Below are 20429 nucleotides of genomic sequence, written 5' to 3' on the forward strand. Positions count from 1 at the left end.
CCGTCTCCTGTAGTTATCGTTGTGAAGTATGAGGGAGCCGTGGCGCACGTCCAACTCGTCGTCGCAGGAGGAGAGTTGGCGGGTCTGTCTGCTGCGCACGCAGGACCGGGCGAGCCGCCCGCTGGGCGCCGGGGTGCTGCTGCCCGGGGGGCTGGTGCTCACCTGCGCCCATACGGTGCTGTCGCGCCCCGGCCAGGACGGCGCCCGCACCCCCTTCGACACCGTGTACGTGGACGGTCCCGGCGCCGCCCTGTCCGGTGACGGGCCGGGCCCGCTGCGCGCCCGGGTGCTGCGGGAGTATCTGGTCCTGCCCACCCCGCACTTCAGCGGCGACCTCGCCCTGCTCAAGCTGGACCACGAGCCGTCCGTGCCGCATGCCGTGCTGCACCGCCAGATCCCGGCGCGCAATGAGCCGGTGCACTTCACCGGCTACCCGGAGGACCTGCCCGGCGGCGAGCATCTCGACGCCCGGCTGATGGGGCGCGGCGGACCAGCGCCCAAGCCCGAGTGGGTGCAGCTCGACACGGAGGGCTCCTCGTACGTCGTGCGGCACGGCTACAGCGGCAGCGGGGTCGTCCACAGCCGCTCACGCCGGCTCATCGGCATCGTGGCCCACCAGTTCGGCACCCCGCAGGCGCCCGTACGCCGTGAGCACGCGTACATGATCCCGACCGAGACCGTGCTGAAGTATCTGCCGCTGGAACGGCTCGGGCTGACGGTGAACGGACCCCGTGCCGTCTCCCGCGATGTCGCCGTCGCCCCCGACAGGACCGCCTCCGGCCGGGTCCCCGGCCTGCATCGCAGGCTGACCCGCTGGCTGGACGGGGCTGCCGACACCGACCCCGTCGAGCTGGCCTTCGCCGGTGAGGGGGAGCACGCGCTGCTGCACACCGTCCGCTCCGTCCTCACCCTCGCCGACCGGGAGCAGAGCCCGCCGTCCGCGTCCGCGAGTTCGGCGGGCGAGCCGCAGGTGGGCAGCATCGACATCGCCGTCGACGCCACCAACCGCACCGCCGAGGAGCTCGCCGTCCACGCCGCCGACCGGATCGGCCTGGACGACCCGGCCCCGTCCCGTACACCGCACACCGAGCTGCTCGACCAGATCGCCGAGGCGAGCCCGCCGCTGATCGCCGCCTTCCTCGCCGTCGACCGGTCCGCGTCGCCCGACGCGGAGATCGTGGCGCTGCTGCGCGCGCTGCTGGCCCGCGGCGACAGCCGGCTGCTGCTCGTCTTCAGCGACCCGCGCTCGCCGCTGCTCGCCCGGGTACGCGCCGAACTCCTGGAACCCGAGTGGCCCGACCGCCGCACCGACCGGCTCGCCGCGCGCATCACCCGGCTCGCCGAGACCGAACAGCGATTACGGCAGCTGCCCGGGCATCCGGCCACATCGGGCGGGCCGACACCGCGCCGCCCGGAGGACCGGTCGCCACGGCTGCGCGCGCGGCTCCAACAGCTGCGCCGCGGCGGCCTCCTGTACGACACGCCCGCCCTGCCGCACGAGCTGTTCCGGCTCGCCGTCGACGTCGAGACGGCCCTGCTGGACGCCGAAGCGGCCGAACTGACCCTGGCCGGCCCGCTGGGCCCGCACGAGTTCGTCGTGGACCCGCCCGGCGACGGGCTCACCGATCTGCCGGTCGTCGCCGTACGCGACCCGGACGCACTCGTCACCGCGCCGCCCGGGCCCCACCTGACCGGCGGCGACCGGCTGCACCAGCAGTACGAGGTCGTGGGCCCGATCGGCCAGGGCAGCCACGGGCAGGTGTATCTCGCCCGCGATCTGCTGCTCGACGACCGTCCGGTGGCGCTCAAGGGAATCCTCGACCCGGGAAATCCCGCAGCGGTCCTCCAGGCGCATCAAGAGCGGCTGCGGCTGGTCAGCCTGAATCATCCCTCCGTCATCCGGGTGGTCAACTACGCGCGTCATCCGTCGACTTCGGCGGAGTTCATCGTGATGGAGTTCGCCGACGGGGCGCCATTGGAGTGGGTCGCGGCCCGGATCGCCCAGCACCGTCCGCCGTTCTCCGGGCCCCGGGTGCGGGAGTTCGTCGTCGTGTACGGGCTGCTCATCCTGGACGCGCTCAGCTATCTGCACGACCAGGAGGGTCTCGTCTACGGCGATCTGTCCCTCACCAACGTTCTGCACTGCGGCAACGGCATCAAACTCATCGACGTCGCGGGCGTCCGCAAGCCCGGCACGCCGGGACCGGTCAGCCACCGGCCGCCGGAGACCGGCCCCGCGGGCGAGATGACGACGGCGGGGGACCTCTACAGCGTCGGCGCGGTCCTCGCCTCGCTGCTCGCCAAGGCCCCCGCGCCCCCCGCCGACCTCGGCACCGAGTCGCTGGAGCGGGCGCTGCGGCGCGCCATGGCACACGACCCCAAGCGGCGTTACGCATCCGCCCAGGAAATGGCCCTCCAACTGCGCGGTGTGCTGCGCGAACTGCGCTCCCTGCGGCTCGGCGAGGAGACCTTCGAGCCGTCCCCGCTCTTCGACCGGGCCGCCACCGCCCTGGACGGTCAGCTCGGCAAGGCCCCGCCGCTGGACCGCTGGCGGGCAGGCGGCGCGGGCGGCCATCTCCTCGGTGCGGGGGTGCCCGACCCGGCCGAGGTCGCGGTGGCCCTGCCCGTGCCCAAACCGGACCAGCGGGACCCCAACTGGAAGGAGCTGCAGCGCACTTCGTACGCCGACCCGGCAGGTCTGCTCCAGCTCAGCGACGAGTGGCTGGCCTCCCCCGAGCTGCATCTGCTGCGCTGCAGGCTCCATCTGGAGCTCGCCCGCGACCAGTCGCGCCCGGGGGCTCCACCAGCGGTGGCCGGGGCAGGTGGCCGGGGGAGGGACCGGCAACTGCTCGCCGCCGCGATGGAGCTCGACCGGGCCCGCAGGCTGCTCGGCGAGCGCGCGGACTACGACTGGCGGCTCGACTGGCACCGGGGGCTCACCGAGCTTGCCCACGGCCGCCCGCACCATGCCCTGGCCTGCTTCGACGAGGTGTACTACGCCATTCCGGGCGAGTACGCGCCGAAGCTCGCCCTCGGCTACTGCCACGAAAAGCTGGCGGACGCAAGGCGCGGCACGGACGACGACGGCGCCCCGGGGGCCGCGGCCCGAAAGGCCCCGGAGGACCGGGACGAGCGGGAGGACCGGGAGGAGAAGGAGCAGCAGGCCATGCGGTTCTACGACGCGGTGTGGCGGCGCAACCACGCGCTCGGCAGCGCCGCCTTCGGGCTCGCCCGCATCCATCTCGCCCGGCACAGCCCGGATCTGGCCCTCGCGTACCTGGACGGTGTGCCCCCGGACTCCCGGCACCGCACCGCGGCGCGTACCGCGATGGTCCGCATCCACGCCAGCCCGCCCTCGGACGGGAGCGCGCCGACGGTGGCGTCGGCGGTGCGCGCGTACGGCGCGCTGCGCCGGCTGGTCAGCCACGAGGGGCTCACCGACCGGCAGTCGTACGAACGGCTCACCACAGAGCTCCTGGAACTGCTTCTCGAACTGGTCGGCGCCGCACGGGAGAAGGCCGACCCGCTGGCCGAGCTGCGCGCCTCGCTGCCACCCGGGACGTCCGTCCCGGCCACCGAACGGGAGCTGCGCGAGCAGCTCTCCGCCAGCTACCGCAAGCTGGCCAAGCAGGTGCCGCGCACCGACCGCGCGGAAGACGCCGCGCTCGCGGAGGCGCTGCTCGACAGCGCGTACCGAACCCGCCCGCTGGGCCTGAAGCACTACCGGGACCGGAACCCGGACCGCGACCGGAACCCGGACCGGGACCGGGCACAGCGGCCGCTGACCGCGTGGCTGCCGCGCCGCCCGCGGCTGCCCGAGCCGGGCGATGACGCATGAACGGCCTGAACCGGCGGCTCCGTCCCGTGCCGGCGCGACACCGCGGCCCCCGGGAGGGCGCATGACCAGCCGCAAGCGGTTCCGCCCGCTCCTCAACCGGCTCCGGCCCGCCCTGGCGCGGCTGCACCACGCCGCCACCCGCGTCCTCCCAGCCCTGCGCGGGCTCTTCCCCGCCCTGTGGCTGCGCGCCGCGGGCCGCACCCCCGAGGGCAGCCGCCCCACTGCCGCGTTCCTGCGCCGCCGGATGCTGGTACTGCCCGCGCTTGCCGTGGTCTCCCTCGTCCTCTCCACAGCCGCCTACGGCGACGTGCACGACCGTACGGAGCGGCTGCGGGATCGTTGCGCGCCCGCACTCGTGGATCTGGCGCACGCCCGGATCTCCCTCGAACTCGCCCAGGGGCAGGCAAAGTTACGCCTCTTCACCGCCGCGCAGGCCGGCAGCGTCGAGGTCGGCGAGACCTACCGCTCCCTCCTCACCGAGGCCGCGCAGAGCCTCAACCGGGTCGCGCAGTCCAGGGCCCTGCACAAGGCACAGGAGCAGGAGCTGCGGGTCGTCTCCGGCCTGGTCGTCGCGTACGGCGACAAGATCGCGTGGGCCGACCGGAACCGTAAGAACAAAACGCTGCGTGAAGCCGGGGTCACCTACGCCGACGACATGCTGCGCGGCAAGCACCGGACCGTCGCCCAGGCCACCCCCCAGGAGCCCATCTCCATCCTCGACCGAATCGCGGAGCTCGAGCACCAACTGCGGCAGGAGAACCGCGACTTGGCGGCCTGGAGCCCGCTCACCCTGGCCGCGGCCGCCGCCGCGGCACTCGCCGCCGCCCTCTTCGCCTTCGTCCTCGTCGGCACCTCGGTCTTCCTGCGGGACCGGCTGCGGCTGATCAGCGTGCAGCTGGCGGTGGCCGCGGTGCCGGTGCTGCTCACGCCCGTGCTGCTGGCTCTCGGCGGCGCCGAGGAGCACGCCGCGCAGGAGCGGGTGCGTACGACCGTCGGCGCCCTGGAGCAGCAGGGCGCAGAAGGCATGGCGCCTCGCAAGATCGAGTCCACCGCACGCGAGGCGGCCGCCCTGATGCGCGAGGCCCACCCCGACCGCTGGTCGCTGACCGCCGGCGTCGTCGTGCCCGCGGCCGGCGTGGGCGCGCTCGCCTGCGGCGTGACGCTCTTCCTCTACGGCCGGCCGTATCCGGCCGGCCGCCCCCGACGGAAGTACACAGACATATGAAGCGCTTGAGGGCACTGCTGGCCTGCTGTCTGCTCGCCGCCGCTGCCGTTACGGCGGGCGGCTGCTCGGAAGCCGCCGAGGAGCGCACCCTAGTCGTCCTCGGCCCGTGGACCGACGGCGAGGAGAAGCCGTTCGTGGCGGCGCTGCGGCGCATCGGTGAGCGGACCGGACGCAGTTACGTCTACAAGGGGACCCGCTCCCTGCGCGAGACGCTGGTGGCCCAGCTCCAGGCGGGCGCGCCGCCGGACCTGGCGATCCTGAGCAGCCCCGGTGAGCTCGCCGAGTACGCCAGGGCCCAAGACGCCTATCCGCTCCCTGAGCACGTGGCCGGGGCCGCGGTCCCGCCGTGGGCGCCCTCGGTGACCGTCGAGAACGAGCAGGGCGAGGCCCGTACGCGCGCCTATTGGGCGCCGGTGCGGGTCGACCTGAAGTCGCTGGTCTTCCGCCGCGCGGAGAGCGCCCGCAAGAAGCCGGACTGGTGCCTGGGCGTGGGCTCCGGCGCCACCTCCGGCTGGCCGGGCACGGACTGGGTGGAGGACCTGCTGCTGCAACGGCAGGGCCCCGCCGCGTACGAGAGGTGGGCGACGGGCAAGACCCCGTGGTCGCAGACCAGGGCGGCCTGGAAGGAGTGGGCCGGTCTGCTCGCCGCCAACGGCGGCAACCTCGGCGGCGAGGGGCTCAGGTTGTCCTTCGAGGATCTCGGCAACGGCCGGTACGGGCTGCTGAACGGCGGTCACTGCACCCATGAGCACCAGGGTTCGTTCATCCGCCGCCACTACGGCGACGACGTGCAACCCACGCCCACCGCCGCCCTCTTCGGCGCGGGGAAGACCGGCGGGAAGACCGGTGGGCAGAGCGAGGGGCAGAGCGAGGGGCAGAGCGAGGACAACGCCTTCGAGGTCTCTGGCGACATGGCCGCGGTCTTCAAGCCCAGCGCCGCCGCCTGGGACCTCCTCGACAGGCTGACCTCCCGCCAGGCCCGCGAGGACTGGGCGAAGGCGGCGCGGCCCGGGGAGCGGCCGTATTTTCCCGGCGGCTCATTCGGCACCGTACCGCTGTCGCAGAACACCCGGGCCGTCCAGCGCCTGTTCGACGGGGCGAGCCAGATCTGCCTGGACGCGTCGGACGCCATGCCGCCGACCCTGCGGGACGCCTTCTACCGCGCCGTACTGGAATTCCTGGGCGACCCGCAGGACGAGAGGCTGCTGGACGAGCTGCTCAAACGGCTGGAGGCTGAAAGGGTCTTGCAACGGCAGGAAGGAGCGTTCGTACTGGACGATCTCTGCGACAACGTGCCGGGACCGCCGCCCGGCAACGAATGAGGACTGCGGGCGGTTGTTACGCGAAGACCACCGTACGGCGGCCGTTGAGCAGGATCCGGTGCTCCGCGTGCCACTTCACCGCCCGCGCCAGTGCCTGGCACTCCACGTCGCGGCCGATCGCCACCAGCTGCTCCGGGGTGACGCCGTGGCCGACCCGCTCGACCTCCTGCTCGATGATCGGGCCCTCGTCGAGATCGGCCGTCACATAGTGCGCGGTCGCGCCGATCAGCTTCACGCCGCGTTCGTGCGCCTGGTGGTACGGCTTCGCGCCCTTGAAGCTCGGCAGGAAGGAGTGGTGGATATTGATGATCCGGCCGCTCAGCTGCTTGCACAGATCGTCCGAGAGCACCTGCATATAGCGGGCGAGCACCACCAGCTCGATGTTCTCGCCGCGCACCAGCTCCAGCAGTTGGGCCTCGGCCTCGGCCTTGTTGTCCTTGGTGACCGGAATGTGATGGAACGGGACGTCGTACGAGGCGACCAGATCGGCGAAGTCCGTGTGATTGGAGACGACCGCCGCGATCTCGACCGGCAGCGCACCGGTCCTGGAGCGGAAGAGCAGGTCGTTGAGGCAGTGACCGAACCTGCTGACCATCAGCACGATCCGCATCCGCTCTTCTGCGAGATGGATCTGCCAGTCCATCCGGAACGAGTCCCCGACGGCGGCGAAGCTGGCCCGCAGCTTGTCCACGGTCACCGGCGCCTCGGCCGAGAAGTGAACCCGCATGAAGAACAGGCCCGTGTCCCGGTCTCCGAACTGCTGACTGTCCTCGATGTTGCAGCCGGTGATGAAGAGATAGCTCGACACGGCGTGCACAATGCCCTGTTTGTCCGGGCAGGAGAGCGTCAGGACGTACTGGTCAGTCATCCTCGTAGGGTGCCATATTCGCCGGTCCCGGCGTGATCCCGGTCCGTCAGACGGACCCCCGGGGAGCGGACCCTCGGGTGGCCTTCGGTGAACCTTCCGGCGACCTTCGGGCGAGGGCAGACCCTCAGGCGGACCGCGTCATGATGCGCAGCACATCGAGCGAGCGCGGCGGCACATCCGGATCCTCGTCGTCGTTCACCGAGAGGCGTACGTGCGCATCGCGGGCGGCCCGTACGGCTTCCGGCCAGCCGTGGTGTTCCAGATAGGCCGATACGGGAGCATCCGCACCGACTTGGTGCATGATCCGCAGCACGCGCAGGACGGCGACATCGACCAGGGCGGCCTCGCCCGAGTCGCGGAAGATCGTCCCGACGTACTTCTCGGCGGACCAGTTGTCCAGCCAGGTGTCCTCGACCAGGCGGTACACGGCGTCAGTGACGTCGCCGTACCCCTCGAGGCCGGCCAGCCAGCACTCCTGGTGGAAGACGGGGTCGGAGAGCATGTGCAGCGCCGAGCGCACATTGCAGCGCCAGCGCCACCAGGGCATGTCATTGAGCGGCATGCCGCCCATGGTGGAGGAGCGACGGCCGCGACGGGAAGAGGTGTCCGAACCTTGCTGCACGCCGTCGATCGTACGTTCCCCTTTCGTGCGACCGGACCACCCCCCGTAATTCACCTTCCCGTCACCCCGCGTTGAACAATGCACACTACTCCGTTACCCGGGAAGCGGAAATGTGGCTGAGCATGACCGGTTGGCTACGTTCCTTCTCCCCCCGCCCCTCAAGGACCGCTCGAGTTCGCGCCGTATGTACGACTACGGCTGCCGTGGTGGCGGGTGCGTCGCTGGTCACCGGCTGCGGCGTCTTCCCTGGAGGCTCGGGGGGCTCCAGGGAACCCGTCAAGGTGATGACCTTCGCCCCTGAGGAGACCCGGGCGACGAACATGCCCGGCATGTCGGCGATGGCGAAGGCGTACGCCCGCTGGACCAAGACGCAGGGCGGGCTCGACGGACACGAGCTGCGCGTCATCTCCTGCAACGAGCAGAACACCTCGAACGGCGCCGCCGCCTGCGCCCGGCGGGCGGTCAAGGAGGGCGTGGACGCGGTCGTCGGCTCGTACAGCCAGCACGGCGAAGCCTTCATGGCCCCGCTGGAGGCCGCGGGCATCCCCTTCATCGGCGGCTACGGGATATCCGAGGAGGAGTTCACCAGCTACCTCTCCTACCCCGTGAACGGCGGCCAGGCGGCCCTCCTGGCCGGCAATGGCCAGCAGCTCGCGGACTCCTGCGACCGCGTCTCGCTGGTGCGGCCCAACACCCTCGCGGGGGACGAGCTGCCCGTGCTGCTCAACGCGGGCCTCGCGGGGGGCAGTCGGCGCAAGTCCGCGGACATCCTGGCGGCGGAGGACGCGACGGACTACACGGCGCAGGCCGAGCAGGCCCGTAAGAGGGCGGGGTCAGGGTCGGGCTCCGGCTCCGGGTCGGGCTCCGGCTCCGGGTCGGGCTCCGGCTCCGGGTCGGGCTCCGGGCCCGGGTCGGGCTCCGGGTCGGACGACCGCCCGGGGTGCGTCACCGCCGCGCTCGGCGACCGTACCGAGACCTTCTTCGACTCCTTCCGGCGGCTGCCGGAGGACGACCGGGACATCCACGTCTCCTCGGTCATGGGCTCCGTCGGCCAGCCCCTCATCGACCGCACCGGCGGCCGCAACGGCCCCTTCGAAGGCGCCTACATCACCGGCTGGTACCCGGACTCGGGCGACTCGCGGTGGGCCGAGATGGAGCGGGTCATCCGCGCCCACGCCTTCGGCGACAACCGCATCGACCCGGCCGACGCGGGCGTGCAGACCACCTGGATCGCGTACACCGTGCTGCGGACGGTCATCCAGTCGCTCGACTCGGACGACATCACGGCGGGGAAGATCTCGCGCGCCCTGGACAGCGGGGTACGGGTGCCGACCGGCGGGCTGACTCCCACCCTGCGCTGGGAGTACGAGGACATGCTCGGCACGCCCGGCTTCCCGCGGATCGTGAACCGGAGCGTGACGTTCCAAGTAGTGCGCGACGGGCGGCTGGTGGCCCAGAAGCAGGGCTTCGTGGACGTCAGCAAGACGCTGTCGGCCTCCGCCGTCACGTCCAGCTGACGCCGCGCGTCTCCCGCCCGGGCACGGGCAAGCGCCGCGTCTCGGGCCGGGCACGGGCAAGCGCGGCGTCTCGGGCCGGGCACGGGCAAGCGCCGCTCTCTGCCCGGGCGCGCGTAAGCGCCGCCTCTCGGGCCGGGCACGGGTAAGCGCCGCGTCTCGGGCCGGGCACGGGTAGGCGTCGCGTCTCACTCCCGGACACGGGTACGCGTCGCCTCTCAGGCCGGGCACGGGCAACCGGTACGGGTACGCGCCCGGGGCCCGGCCCGTTCCCTAGAGCTGGTCGCTGCGCCGCTCGGTGAGGCCGTACTTTCCGGCGATGGCGTTCCACAGCCCGGAGGCTTCCTTCTTGGCCTTGGTCGCCTCACCACTGGCACGGTTGGCCTGGGCGGTCTGTCCCGTATTGCGCGCCTTGCCGTCCTTGCAGCCCTTCTTGCCCTCGACCTGCTTGGCCCAGGCCGCATAGTGGTCGTCCGCCGATGCGGACGCCTGCCAGGCCTTGGTGAGCGACGCGGTCAGCTGCGCATGGCTGGGCAGCTTGTCCACGGTGAGCCCCCCCAGGCGGGTCACCAGACCGCGGCGCTGCTCCGCGGCCCCGCTCAGATCACTGGCCGCCTGGTCCAGGTTCTTGCACTGCTTGATGTTCTCCACCGAGCGGATGACGGCGGCGCGGCTGTTGTTGCTGTCGGCGAGGAGCTTGTCGAGCGCCTCGGCCTGCGGTTTGGCGGGGTCGTCAGCGGCCTTGGGGCTGCCGCTGGGGGCGTCGGAGGTGGCGGCGACGTTCTTGCCTGCGCCGGGGTCCTTCTCCTCGTCCCCGCCGAACATGACGGCGCTGACGCCGAGTCCCAGGACGGCACAGCCGACGACGACAGCGGCTATGACGGGCACATGCGAGGACTTACGACGCCGGGACTCGCGCTCCGGACCCTGCGGCTCGTAGTGCGCCTGCGGCTGTGGGTTCTGCGGCTGCTGGTACTGCTGCTGACGCGGCGGCCGGCCGACCCCGCGCGGGGCCGCCTCGAACCGGGGCAACTGCTGTGTGGCGTCCGGGGTTTGGGCGGCGGGCGCGTCCGTACGGAAGAGGCTGTCGAATTCCGCGGGCGGCTGCCGTTCACCGGGAGTCCCCGGCCGGATCCCGAAGGGCGCGCCGGAGGGCGTCGGCGGCACTGGCGGGATGTACTGCGTGGCGTCGGCGTCCGGCCCCGCTGCGGGAGCCTGCGCAGGCCCCGGCCCGGTCCCGAGGAACTGTGTCGACTCGGCGGGGTTCTCGGGCGGCAGCGCCCCGGGCGCGACGGGAGGGATGTACTGCGTGGCGTCGGAGTCCGCCATGGGGACGGCCTGCGGGGGCAGGGCCTGCGGCAGCGGCTGCGCACCGTAGGCGGCCTGCGGAGGCTGGGGAGCCTCTCCCTGCGGGCTCGCGCCGTACCCCGGCTGCGCGGGCGGGAGCGCGTCGTACCCGGCCTGAGCGGGCGGCAGCGCGTCGTACCCGGCCTGAGCGGGCGGCAGCGCGTCGTACCCGGCCTGCGCAGGCGGCAGCGCGTCGTACCCCGCCTGCGCAGGCGTCAGCGCGTCGTACCCCGCCTGCGCAGGCGTCAGCTGGTCATACCCGGCCTGCGGCGGCTGCCCCTGTGGCGGCAGCGGCTGCCCGCCGTACCCCGCCTGCGGCGGCTGTGGGGCCTCGCCCCAGCCCTGCTGCCCGACCGGCTCACCGTCAGCGGGCGGGCCGGGCTGCCCCGGCTGCTGCTGCGGTCCCCACGGCTCACCCCACGGCTGGCCGCCCGCCGGAGCCACCTGGGCGTCGGAAACGCCTGGAATCCAGGGCTCGCTTCCGTCGGCGGGCAGCACGACGCCTTCGTGCGCGGGCCGCGCAGCAGGCGGCTGCTGCTCGTCACCCTGTCCGCTTTGCGTCACCGGGACTCCTACGTGTGGACCTACGGAATCGTCGGCTCACGCTACCGGGTACGCCCGGGACTCCGCACACACGTGTGGGAGCAGTAACAAGAAGTCCCCTCAGGACGCTGATAAGGAACGCTGATGAGGACCGGCTCCCGACGAGCGGCGAATGGGCCGGGGCGCAGGAATCTAGGCAGCCTGGAGCTCCAGGCGCGCCCCGAATTCCCGCACCGCCGACTCGTCGCCGTACGGCTCGAGCCGTTGCTGGAGGTCTTCCAGATACTCCGCGCCCCGGCTCGAGCGCAGTCTCCCCAGTAGTTCCACCGCGCGCGTGCCGGTGTGGCAGGCCTGCTCCACCTCGCGCTGCTGGACCTGGGCCGTGGCCAGCAGGACGAGGCCGATCGCCCGGCGTCTGGCCCTCGACTCGGGGTGGCCCTCCAGCGCGTGGGACGCGTGGTGCGCCGCCGCCTCCGGCTGACCCAGGTCGCGGTAGCAGTGCGCCAGCTCGTCCGCGAGATAGGCGTCGTCGAAGTGCGCGATCCACACCGGGTCGTCCCCCGCCGACGGCTCGGCCCGCTCCAACGCGGCGAGCGCCTTGCCGGCCACCTCGTGGCAGGTGCGGGCGTCGCCGAGCACGGCGTGCCCGCGCGCCTCGGCCGCGAAGAACATCGCCTCGGCCCGCGGAGTGACCTGCCCCCGCGCGCCCTCCTGCGCGGCCCGTGCCAGCTGGGCGATCTCCCGGGGGTTCCCCAGCTGCGCCGCGAGGTGGCTCATGGATGCGGCCAGCACATACCCGCCGTACCCACGGTCGCCCGCCGCCTGGGCGAGGCGCAGCGCCTGGATGTAGTAGCGCTGGGCGAGTCCGGGCTGACCCGTGTCGACCGCCATGTAGCCGGCGAGCTCCGTCAACCGGGCGACCGCCGCGAACAGTTCGCGGCCGACCGATTCGCGGTACGACCCCGACAGGAGACCGGAGACCACGCTGTTCAGGTAGTGCACGAGGACCGGACGGACGTGCCCGCTGCCGAAGCGGTGGTCCAGCTCGGTCAGGGCCGTCGTCATCGCCCGTACCGCTTCGACGTCCGAGACCCCGACCCGCGCCCCTGCCGTACGCGCCACCTGTGTGTCCGCGCCGGTGATCAGCCAGTCGCGGCTCGGCTCGACCAGCGCGGACGCGGCGACCGCCGCCCCGGACAGAAAGTCGCGGCGGCCGACGTCGCTGCGCCACAGCTCGCAGACCTGCTCGATCGCGCCGAGCACGGTCGGCGAGAACTGCAGGCCGACGCCCGACGCAAGGTTCTTGCCGTTCGCCATTCCGATTTCGTCGATCGTGACCGTACGGCCGAGTTTGCGGCCGAGCGCCTCCGCGATGATTCCCGGCGCCCGGCCGCGCGGCTGCTGCCCACGCAGCCAGCGCGCCACCGATGTTTTGTCGTAGCGCAGGTCCAACCCCCTTTCCGCGCCGACCATGTTGACTCGGCGGGCGAGGCCGGCGTTGGAACACCCGGCTTCCTGAATGAGCGCCTGCAACCGTTCGTTCGGTTGTCGGGCGACGAGAGGCCTGGCTGCCATGACTACCCCCTGAGGCCGCGGTGATCCGTGACGTGATCACTGCCCGGCTGATATACGGAGAATGCAGACTTGGAGCGAGTTCGTCGGTTTTTCCCGGGAATCGGCGTGACCCCCCTGCGAGTGGCTACCCGCCCGCCGCGGTCCGGCCTCATGCGCGCCCCCACCCATGCATCCGTGCGCCCCGCGTGCAGGATCGATGCGTCGCGCCCCGCCACGGCACGCCCGTAACCCAAGGTGACGGCGGTAGTTGAGTGTGTCGTGGAAGAGACCATCGGAGTCATGGAAGCCGCGCAGATCCCCCAGCAGCGAGGTGAGCAGCAGCTGGACCATGCCGTGCGGTACGCGGAAGAGCGGCACTGGGACGTGTTCCCCGGCACCTGGCTCGAGGCTGTGGAAGGCAGAGAACACTGCTCGTGCGGCGACGTCGCCTGCGCCTCGCCCGGCGCCCACCCGGTGAGGGCGGACTGGGGGAACCAGGCGACCGGGAGCGCGACAGCGGCCCGCCGGCTGTGGTCGAAGCAGCCGAAGGCGTCCATCCTGCTGCCGACGGGCCGCACCTTCGACGCCATCGACGTCCCCGAGTCCGCGGGCTTCCTGGCGCTGGCGCGGCTGGAGCGGATGGGCCTCCCTCTCGGCCCGGTGACCTGCACCCCCACCCGCCGGATGCTGTTCTTCGTACTCCCCGGAGCCGCCCTCAAGGTCCCCGATCTGATCCGCACCCTGGGCTGGGCGCCGAGCTCCATCGATCTGATCGCGCGCGGCCAGGGCCACTATGTCGCGGCCCCGCCGACCCGCATCGGCGGCCATGGCGCGGTGCAGTGGGCGCGCCGCCCCACCTCCGCCAACCGATGGCTTCCGGACTCGGACGAGTTGATCAGTCCGCTGGCGTACGCATGCGGGCGGGAGGCGGCCGCTGAACGAGCACGCCGTAGATAGGGCGTGCCGTACATAAGGTGGACCTGTACAGACACGGGGACATCGAAAGGCAGGGCACCATGCCGGACCGGGCAATTGGAGCCACAGTGGCGGGCGGAGCGCGCACAGCGCCGCCCGCCGTTCACGTTGAGGGGCTGTGGAAGCGGTTCGGCGAGCAGATCGCCGTCGGCGGCATCGATCTGACGCTCCCCGCCGGCAAGTTCATCGGCCTGGTGGGACCGAACGGCGCGGGCAAGACGACGACCCTGTCCATGGTGACGGGCCTGCTCCGCCCGGATCAGGGGCGGGTGGAGGTGTCGGGCCACGATGTGTGGCGCGATCCGGTCGAGGTCAAGTCCCGGATAGGCGTGCTGCCGGAGGGTCTGCGCCTCTTCGAGCGCCTCTCCGGCCGCGAGCTGCTCGCATACAACGGGCGGCTGCGGGGCCTGCCGGGCGACGAGGTGGACAAGCGCACCACTCAGCTCCTGGACGTACTGGACCTGGCGGGCGCGCAGCACAAGCTGGTCGTCGACTACTCGACGGGCATGCGGAAGAAGATCGGTCTTGCGGCCGCTCTGCTCCACAACCCCGAAGTGCTGTTCCTGGACGAGCCGTTCGAAGGCGTCGACCCGGTGTCGGCTCAGACGATCCGCGGCGTCCTGGAGCGGTACACCGCATCGGGCGCGACGGTCGTCTTCTCCAGCCATGTGATGGAACTGGTCGAGTCGCTGTGCGACTGGGTGGCCGTGATGGCCGCGGGCCGCATCCGCGCACAGGGCACGCTGGCGGAGGTACGGGGCGATGCGCCGTCGCTGCAGAGCGCGTTCCTGGAGCTGGTGGGGGCGAACGGCCGGGATGCCGGTCAGTCGCTGGACTGGCTCGGCGGCGGTGGGTCACGGTGAACACCGCTTCCCTGGCCCCCATTTTCGTACGGCTGAAGCTGTCGCTGCTGCGCAACGGACTGCGGCAGTCGTCCGGCCGCAGAGCCGCATACATCTCGTCCATCGTCGTCACCCTCCTCTTCGCGGCCCTCCAGCTCATCGGCTTGATCGCGCTGCGCGGAAACGATCACGCGGCGTCGGTGGTGGTGCTGCTGACGGCGGTGCTGGCACTCGGCTGGGCGGTGATGCCGCTGTTCTTCCCCAGCGGTGACGAGACGCTGGACCCGACCCGTCTGGTGATGCTGCCGCTGCGTCCCCAGCCTCTTGTACGGGCCCTGCTCGCCGCATCGCTCGTGGGCATCGGCCCGCTGTTCACGCTGTGCCTGGCGGTGGGCTCGGTGATCGCCCTCGCGCACGGGGCGGCCGGGGTCCTGGTCTCCGTCCTCGCCATTCCGCTCACCCTGCTGGTCTGCGTGGCGCTGGCGCGGGCGGTCGCGGCGGCGAACATCCGCCTGCTGACCTCGCGCAAGGGCCGCGACCTGGCGGTGCTCAGCGGTCTGGTGATCGCGGTCGGCATCCAGGTCGTCAACTTCGGCGCCCAGCGGATCGGGGACGCGGGCGGCCTGTCCGCACTGGACCCGGTGGCGGGGATCGTACGGTGGCTGCCGCCGGCGTCCGCGATCGGCGCGGTGGGCTCGGCGAGCGAGGGCTCATACGCGGTCGCGGCGGGGCAGTTGGCCCTGTCGGCCGTGGCTCTGTTCGCTCTGCTGTGGTCCTGGCAGCGCAGCCTGACGAAGTTGATGACGGCCCCGGACGGCTCGACCCTCGCCGCGGCGTCGGAGCCGACCCGCAAGGAGGCTGCGTCCAGCTTCCACCAGCTGCTGCCCGAGGGACGTACGGGGACGGTGATGCAGCGGAGCCTGCGCTACGTGTGGCGGGACCCGAAGACGAAGGCGGCGTGGGTGTCGGCGTTGGCGATCGGTCTCATCGTGCCGCTGTTCAACGCGCTGCAGGGCACCGGCTCGGTCTACTTCGCCTGCTTCGCGGCGGGGATGCTCGGCATCCAGATGTACAACCAGTTCGGCCAGGACACGTCCGCGTTCTGGATGGTGGCGCTGACGATCTCGTCCACGAAGGACGCGTACACGGAACTGCGCGCCCGCGCCCTGGCGTTGCTGGTGATCACTCTCCCGTACACGGCCCTGGTCTCGTCCCTCACCGTGGCCCTGCTCGGCGACTGGGAGGCCCTGCCGGAGGTGATCGGTCTCTCCTTCGCGCTGCTGGGCGCGATGCTGGCGACGGGGGCGGTGTCGTCGGCCCGTTTCCCGTACTCGATCCCGCAGGACAGCGCGTACAAGAACGTCGCCCCTGGCCAGGGCGGGCTCGCCTGGATCTCGATCTTCGGCGGCATGATCTCGGCGGCGCTGCTGTGCGCCCCGGTGATCGCCCTGACGATCTGGCTGCATGCCTCCAACTCCCAGTCGGCGCTCTGGCTGATGCTGCCGGTGGGCACGGCGTACGGCCTGCTGATCGGATGGGCGGGGATACGGCTGGCGGCGCCGCAGACGGCGAGGAGGCTGCCGGAGATTCTGATGGCGGTAAGTAAGGGGTGAGGCAGCTGTGGGGGTTGAGGCGTGAGGGACCTGCTGGTGTGGCGCTACGCACCGTGAAGTAGCGTGACGGCCATGTCGACGCCGCCGCCCCCCAACCCGTATACGCAGCCGCAGTATCCGCAACATCCGCAGTACCCGCAGCAGGGCTATCCGCAGCAGGGGTACGCGCCTCAGCCTCAGTACCAGCAGCCGTACCCGGGTGGCCCGGGGGCGGGCGGCCCGGCGTACGGCTGGGGCGCGCCGCCCCCGCCGCCGAAGAAGAAGAACCAAGGCCCGAAGATCGCGCTCATCACGCTGGGGTCCATCGCGGGGATATTCGCCTTCTCCTGGTTCGGGAACAACGTCGTCGGCGGTGGCGGCAGCAGTGGGAGTGGGGGTAGCAGCAGTGGGAGCTTCCCGGAGGCGGAGTACCAACTGACGCTCCCCCAGACGCTGCTCGACGGAAAGTACAAACTGGCCGAGGACCAGTCCGCGAAGGGTCAGGACGCGCTGGCCGGCACGAGCGAGGCCAACATCCGCGATGCGAAGGCCGCCGTGGGGCAGTACGTCTCGACGTCGGAGTCCGGGGTCCTGGTCATCTCGGGCGGGTACGGCCGCATCAACGATCCGGACGAGGCCCGCACCAGCATCCTGAGGGGCGCCGGGGAGTCGGACGGGTCCACCATCGCAGTACCCGCCAAGGACTTCACTCCGGTGGGCTCGGAAGTGCCCGTCTTCTGCCAGGTGCTGACGGCGGAGCAGACCGGCGGCGGCGGAACATCCACACTCCCGATGTGCGCCTGGGCCGACGACAACACCAATGTGGCGGTCGCCCTGACCGACGTCCGGATCGCGAAGCAGACCCCGGAAGAGGTCGACCTCAAGGCAGTTGCGGAGGCGACGCTGAAGGTGCGCGAGGAGATCCGTAAGCCGATCGGCTGACGGTCCGCGTCAGGTCAGGGCGTGCTGACGGACCATACGTCCCCATGCCCCGGCCAGTAGTCGCGCTCGTCGTCCGGGCTGTCCACGACGAATACCGAGACCTTCGTTTCGGCCGCGCGCAATGTGTGGAACTCGCCGTGGTCCTCGCCTTCGAGGACGGGGGCCCCTGGAATCCTGGACAGGGCCTCTCTCAACTCCGCCCAGGAGGTATACGCCGGGAACTCGACGTCCATGGCTTCCCGCCATCCCTCCGTCAGTTCAGGGCGATGGCACAGCCGGTGCAGATCGATGGACCAGCCGGTCAGAGTCCATTCGTCTCGGCGAGCACCCGGCCCGCCGGTGAAGTAGATCTCGACCGGCCCGTAGTCCCGGCGAAGGTCGAAACCTTCTTCGCTGAGGACGTCGAGAAAGTCGAAGCTTATGGCTCGATCCACCGTGCGGAGCGGGGATCCGATCCCCACTCCGTGAATCTGCCCGGTGGCGACGGCCGTAGCGATGAATTCAATCCCGTTCATGATCGACGAGCGTATTCGACTGAAAGACCGGTCAGTTGGGGCTGCCGAGCAGAGCGTCGGGCCCCGGGCGACCTCATCACCACCCCCCGCACACAACTCGGCGCTCACATCGCAGCCACCAGGGCGACCCCCGCTGATTGGCACTCGTATACGTTCCGATCGCGCAGGCGAACCCGGGCGAGCCCAACCGCGGCCCGGCCCCGGCCCCGGCAGCGCTCACCGAGCGACGCTTTCCAGTCGAAGCAGCCCGCCCGAACGAAGTATCGTCCGAACATCTATGCAGATCAGACGGTTGTTTTCTGTTACACCACCATAGATCATCCACATGTTGGACACACCCCCACACCCGCCCCGAGCAGCCCGAACGACCATTCGGTAGCCACTTCTGCAACGTACGCGGCCGGAAAGTGGCGACGGATGTGCACTCACTGTCCGCATGCGCAAGACTCCCGACCGCAATCACCCCTCGAGCGAAGGAGTTTCACAAATGCGTTACATCCTCAACACAGCCGCCGCGACCGCCACGGCTACCGCCCTCCTGTTGACCGGCACGGCCGCGGCGAGCGCCGCACAGGCCCAGCCCACGCAAGCTGCCCAGCCCGCCCAGGCGAAGAGCCTGTACTCCCCCTCCGCCCTCGTACTCACCATCGGCAAGGGCGAGGACGCGGCAACCGCCACCGTCGAGCGCGCCGTAACCCTGAACTGCGCCCCGCGCCCCAGCGGCACCCACCCCATGCCTGCGGCCGCGTGTATGGAACTGCTGTTCGTCGAGGGCGAGTTCAGCGCGCTGGCGGAAAAGCCGTCGACGAAGCCGTGCACGCGCCAGTGGGCCCCGGTCGTGGTCACCGCCCAGGGCGTGTGGCAGGGCAAGCGCGTCGCGTGGTCGGCCACCTTCGGCAACGAGTGCGAGATGGAAGGCAGCCTGGCCGAGGGCACGGTCTTCGCCTTCTAGCCCCGCGCGACGTTCCACGAGGCCGGTAGCTCACCCCCGCAGAAGACGCACGCGAAGTCGCCTTCCCGCACGACGTTGGCCTCCCCGCACCCGGCGCAAGGCCGGAAGACGACCTCGTACGCGAAGTGTCAGGACGACCGAGCCCCACCCGATCCGGCCCACCGGCGACAGCCGGCCAGGAGCCGAGGCCCGGACAGTGGCCGGTCGACTGATTGCCGACCTCGCTGATCGCCCAGCCGTTGCCGCCGCGGCTGAAGGCGATCCCTCCCCCCGAGCACGAACCCGCCCCCGGCGCAGGCGACTTACCTCAGGGCGTCAGCACCCCGTCCAGGAACGGCTCGATCGCCGTCCGCCATCCCTCCGGCTGGTCGTAATGCACCAGGTGGCCGGCGTCCGCCACCTCCGCGTACTCACCCCGCGGCAGGACCCTCACCATCTCCTGGGCCTCCGCGCGGCCCAACTCCCCGTCCAGGCCGCGGACCACCAGGGCCGGGCACTGGACCTGGGCCAGCTCCTCCCAGTGGGGGTCGTGGACCCACGTCTCGCGGGAGGTCAGCATCTGGCGGCGGGAGAACACCGGGCGCCAGCCGTCGGCCCGTTCCGCCATCACTTCCGCGAAGAACTCGCCGCGGGACGGGCTGGGGCGCTCGACCCACGGATCGTCCTCGCCGAACCACTTCCGCACGTCCGCCAGCGTCGCAAAGGGAACGGGCCAGGAGCGGAACCAGTCCTCCCATTCGCGCTGCGAGGCCGCGCCCAGCGCCGAGGCCCGCATGTCGCAGATGACCAGGGCCTGGACCAGGTCCGGGCGTTTGGCGGCCAGTTGCCAGGCGGTGAGCGCGCCCATCGAGTGGCCGATCAGGGTCACCGGGGCGAGGTTCAGTTGTTCGATCGCGGCCTCGGCGTCGGATACGTACGCATCGCGGGTGAACGGGCCCTCGGCCGGCTTGTCGCTTCGGCCGTGGCCGCGCTGGTCAAGGGCGACCGCGCGGTGACGCTCCGCCAGCCAGCGGGCCGTGGACGCCCAGTGCGAGGCGCGGCCCATCAGGCCGTGGAGCAGTAATACTCCGGGCGTCGGGGCGTGTACGGATTCGCCCGGCCCCTTGGGTGGATCTGCGAACTCCCAGGCAGCCAGGCCTACGCCGTTGGCTCCGGTTACGTCGATGCGCCGCACCATGTGGCCTGGCACCCCCTTCTCTCCCCCGGATCGAGACCGCGCCGAGCCCCTGTCGAGCTCGTGTCGAGTACCGCCAGACTATCGAACCTTTATTCGAAAATGCGCTTCTGGCGCGCAACACCCCTCGTTCGAGTGACCGCCTCCGAGGATTGACGCCCGTGGCCGAGGGGAGATCTTCAGCGGGAGGCGGGCCGGTCGGGGAAGACGGTCCGAGGGGATTGACCCTGAGAGCTCGGGGCTCCGGGTCAACACAGGGGAGGACAGGCCCCGGCGCCGATGGGCGCCGGGGCCCTCCTGTGCGTACGGGGCGCATTGCATGCGCCGGGCGTACGGAACCTGCGCGGCGTGCGGGGCCCATGGGACGTGCGGAGTCCGCTGGGCGTGCACAGCTCCGTGGGCGTGCGGTGCACACAGGGCGCAGGGAACGCGCTGGGCGTACGGAATGCGGCGGGCGCGGTGTTCTGCGCGCGGAGCGTACGACGGGCGCATCACCCTGATCCCTCCCCGGCCGTCGGGTCATGCCTAGCCACAGCGTGGCACGCGATTCGCCCGGGCGCTGCCATTCCGGACAGAAATCGGTTACTGACTGACGGAAAGCGAG

At 71.4% G+C, this 20429-nt stretch carries 15 protein-coding genes; 9 read left to right on the forward strand and 6 right to left on the reverse strand.

All coding sequences use genetic code 11. From position 1 onward, the window contains the following. The first annotated feature begins 28 nt into the window (after nucleotides 1-28). From ACFYWY_RS17415 to ACFYWY_RS17425, 3 genes are all read left to right on the forward strand, one after another. Entirely contained in the window at nucleotides 29-3838 is a 3810-nt protein-coding gene (locus tag ACFYWY_RS17415) for a tetratricopeptide repeat protein (protein ID WP_389186620.1), read from the forward strand. A gap of 61 nt (nucleotides 3839-3899) precedes the next feature. Further along, nucleotides 3900-5063 (forward strand): hypothetical protein, encoded by a 1164-nt coding sequence (locus ACFYWY_RS17420; protein ID WP_389186623.1) that lies wholly within the window; start codon nucleotides 3900-3902, stop codon nucleotides 5061-5063. After that, nucleotides 5060-6385: an extracellular solute-binding protein gene (locus ACFYWY_RS17425; RefSeq protein ID WP_389186626.1), complete on the forward strand. Its 1326-nt coding sequence runs from the start codon at nucleotides 5060-5062 to the stop codon at nucleotides 6383-6385. Before ACFYWY_RS17420 ends, ACFYWY_RS17425 begins: the two co-directional genes overlap by 4 nt. Nucleotides 6386-6401: 16 nt before the next feature. Here ACFYWY_RS17425 and purU read toward each other — a convergent pair whose 3' ends face one another. Both purU and ACFYWY_RS17435 read right to left on the reverse strand, forming a co-directional pair. Next, nucleotides 6402-7253, reverse strand: a complete 852-nt coding sequence (gene purU / locus ACFYWY_RS17430) for a formyltetrahydrofolate deformylase (RefSeq protein ID WP_389186629.1) — start codon at nucleotides 7251-7253, stop codon at nucleotides 6402-6404. Nucleotides 7254-7377: 124 nt separating this feature from the next. Continuing rightward, nucleotides 7378-7824 (reverse strand): hypothetical protein, encoded by a 447-nt coding sequence (locus ACFYWY_RS17435; RefSeq protein ID WP_389186946.1) that lies wholly within the window; start codon nucleotides 7822-7824, stop codon nucleotides 7378-7380. A 173-nt stretch (nucleotides 7825-7997) separates the two neighbouring features. Between ACFYWY_RS17435 and ACFYWY_RS17440 the strand changes: the two genes are divergently transcribed. Further along, on the forward strand, nucleotides 7998-9392 hold the full coding sequence (locus tag ACFYWY_RS17440; protein WP_389186632.1) for an ABC transporter substrate-binding protein: 1395 nt from the start codon (nucleotides 7998-8000) through the stop codon (nucleotides 9390-9392). Between the two features lie 270 nt (nucleotides 9393-9662). Here ACFYWY_RS17440 and ACFYWY_RS17445 read toward each other — a convergent pair whose 3' ends face one another. Together ACFYWY_RS17445 and ACFYWY_RS17450 are read right to left on the reverse strand one after the other, a co-directional pair. Then, nucleotides 9663-11300, reverse strand: a complete 1638-nt coding sequence (locus ACFYWY_RS17445; RefSeq protein WP_389186635.1) for a hypothetical protein — start codon at nucleotides 11298-11300, stop codon at nucleotides 9663-9665. 171 nt (nucleotides 11301-11471) lie between these two features. Further along, entirely contained in the window at nucleotides 11472-12854 is a 1383-nt protein-coding gene (locus ACFYWY_RS17450) for a transcriptional regulator (RefSeq protein ID WP_389186638.1), read from the reverse strand. Between the two features lie 279 nt (nucleotides 12855-13133). On the opposite strand from ACFYWY_RS17450, the gene ACFYWY_RS17455 reads away from it, so the two are divergent. The 4 genes from ACFYWY_RS17455 (at nucleotide 13134) to ACFYWY_RS17470 (ending at nucleotide 17184) form a co-directional block, all read left to right on the forward strand. Next, nucleotides 13134-13790, forward strand: a complete 657-nt coding sequence (locus ACFYWY_RS17455; protein WP_389186949.1) for a bifunctional DNA primase/polymerase — start codon at nucleotides 13134-13136, stop codon at nucleotides 13788-13790. Nucleotides 13791-13849: 59 nt separating this feature from the next. Then, nucleotides 13850-14671 (forward strand): ABC transporter ATP-binding protein, encoded by an 822-nt coding sequence (locus ACFYWY_RS17460; protein WP_389186952.1) that lies wholly within the window; start codon nucleotides 13850-13852, stop codon nucleotides 14669-14671. Continuing rightward, nucleotides 14668-16263, forward strand: coding sequence for a transporter (locus ACFYWY_RS17465; protein WP_389186641.1), 1596 nt, complete (start codon nucleotides 14668-14670; stop codon nucleotides 16261-16263). Before ACFYWY_RS17460 ends, ACFYWY_RS17465 begins: the two co-directional genes overlap by 4 nt. 72 nt (nucleotides 16264-16335) lie before the next feature. Then, nucleotides 16336-17184 (forward strand): hypothetical protein, encoded by an 849-nt coding sequence (locus tag ACFYWY_RS17470; RefSeq protein ID WP_389186644.1) that lies wholly within the window; start codon nucleotides 16336-16338, stop codon nucleotides 17182-17184. Nucleotides 17185-17198: 14 nt separating this feature from the next. On the opposite strand, the gene ACFYWY_RS17475 is transcribed toward ACFYWY_RS17470, so the two are convergent. Further along, a complete protein-coding gene (locus ACFYWY_RS17475; protein WP_389186647.1) occupies nucleotides 17199-17699 on the reverse strand; it encodes a hypothetical protein in 501 nt (166 codons plus the stop codon). A gap of 487 nt (nucleotides 17700-18186) precedes the next feature. Here ACFYWY_RS17475 and ACFYWY_RS17480 point away from each other — a divergent pair, with 487 nt between their 5' ends. Next, nucleotides 18187-18651, forward strand: a complete 465-nt coding sequence (locus tag ACFYWY_RS17480; protein WP_389186650.1) for a subtilase-type protease inhibitor — start codon at nucleotides 18187-18189, stop codon at nucleotides 18649-18651. A gap of 307 nt (nucleotides 18652-18958) precedes the next feature. On the opposite strand, the gene ACFYWY_RS17485 is transcribed toward ACFYWY_RS17480, so the two are convergent. Beyond that, the gene (locus ACFYWY_RS17485) at nucleotides 18959-19828 is read right to left on the reverse strand and encodes an alpha/beta fold hydrolase (protein ID WP_389186955.1); all 870 of its coding nucleotides are present in this window, start codon (nucleotides 19826-19828) and stop codon (nucleotides 18959-18961) included. Nucleotides 19829-20429 lie beyond the last annotated feature (601 nt).

Source organism: Streptomyces sp. NPDC002870, assembly GCF_042888505.1.
Classification (GTDB): domain Bacteria; phylum Actinomycetota; class Actinomycetes; order Streptomycetales; family Streptomycetaceae; genus Streptomyces.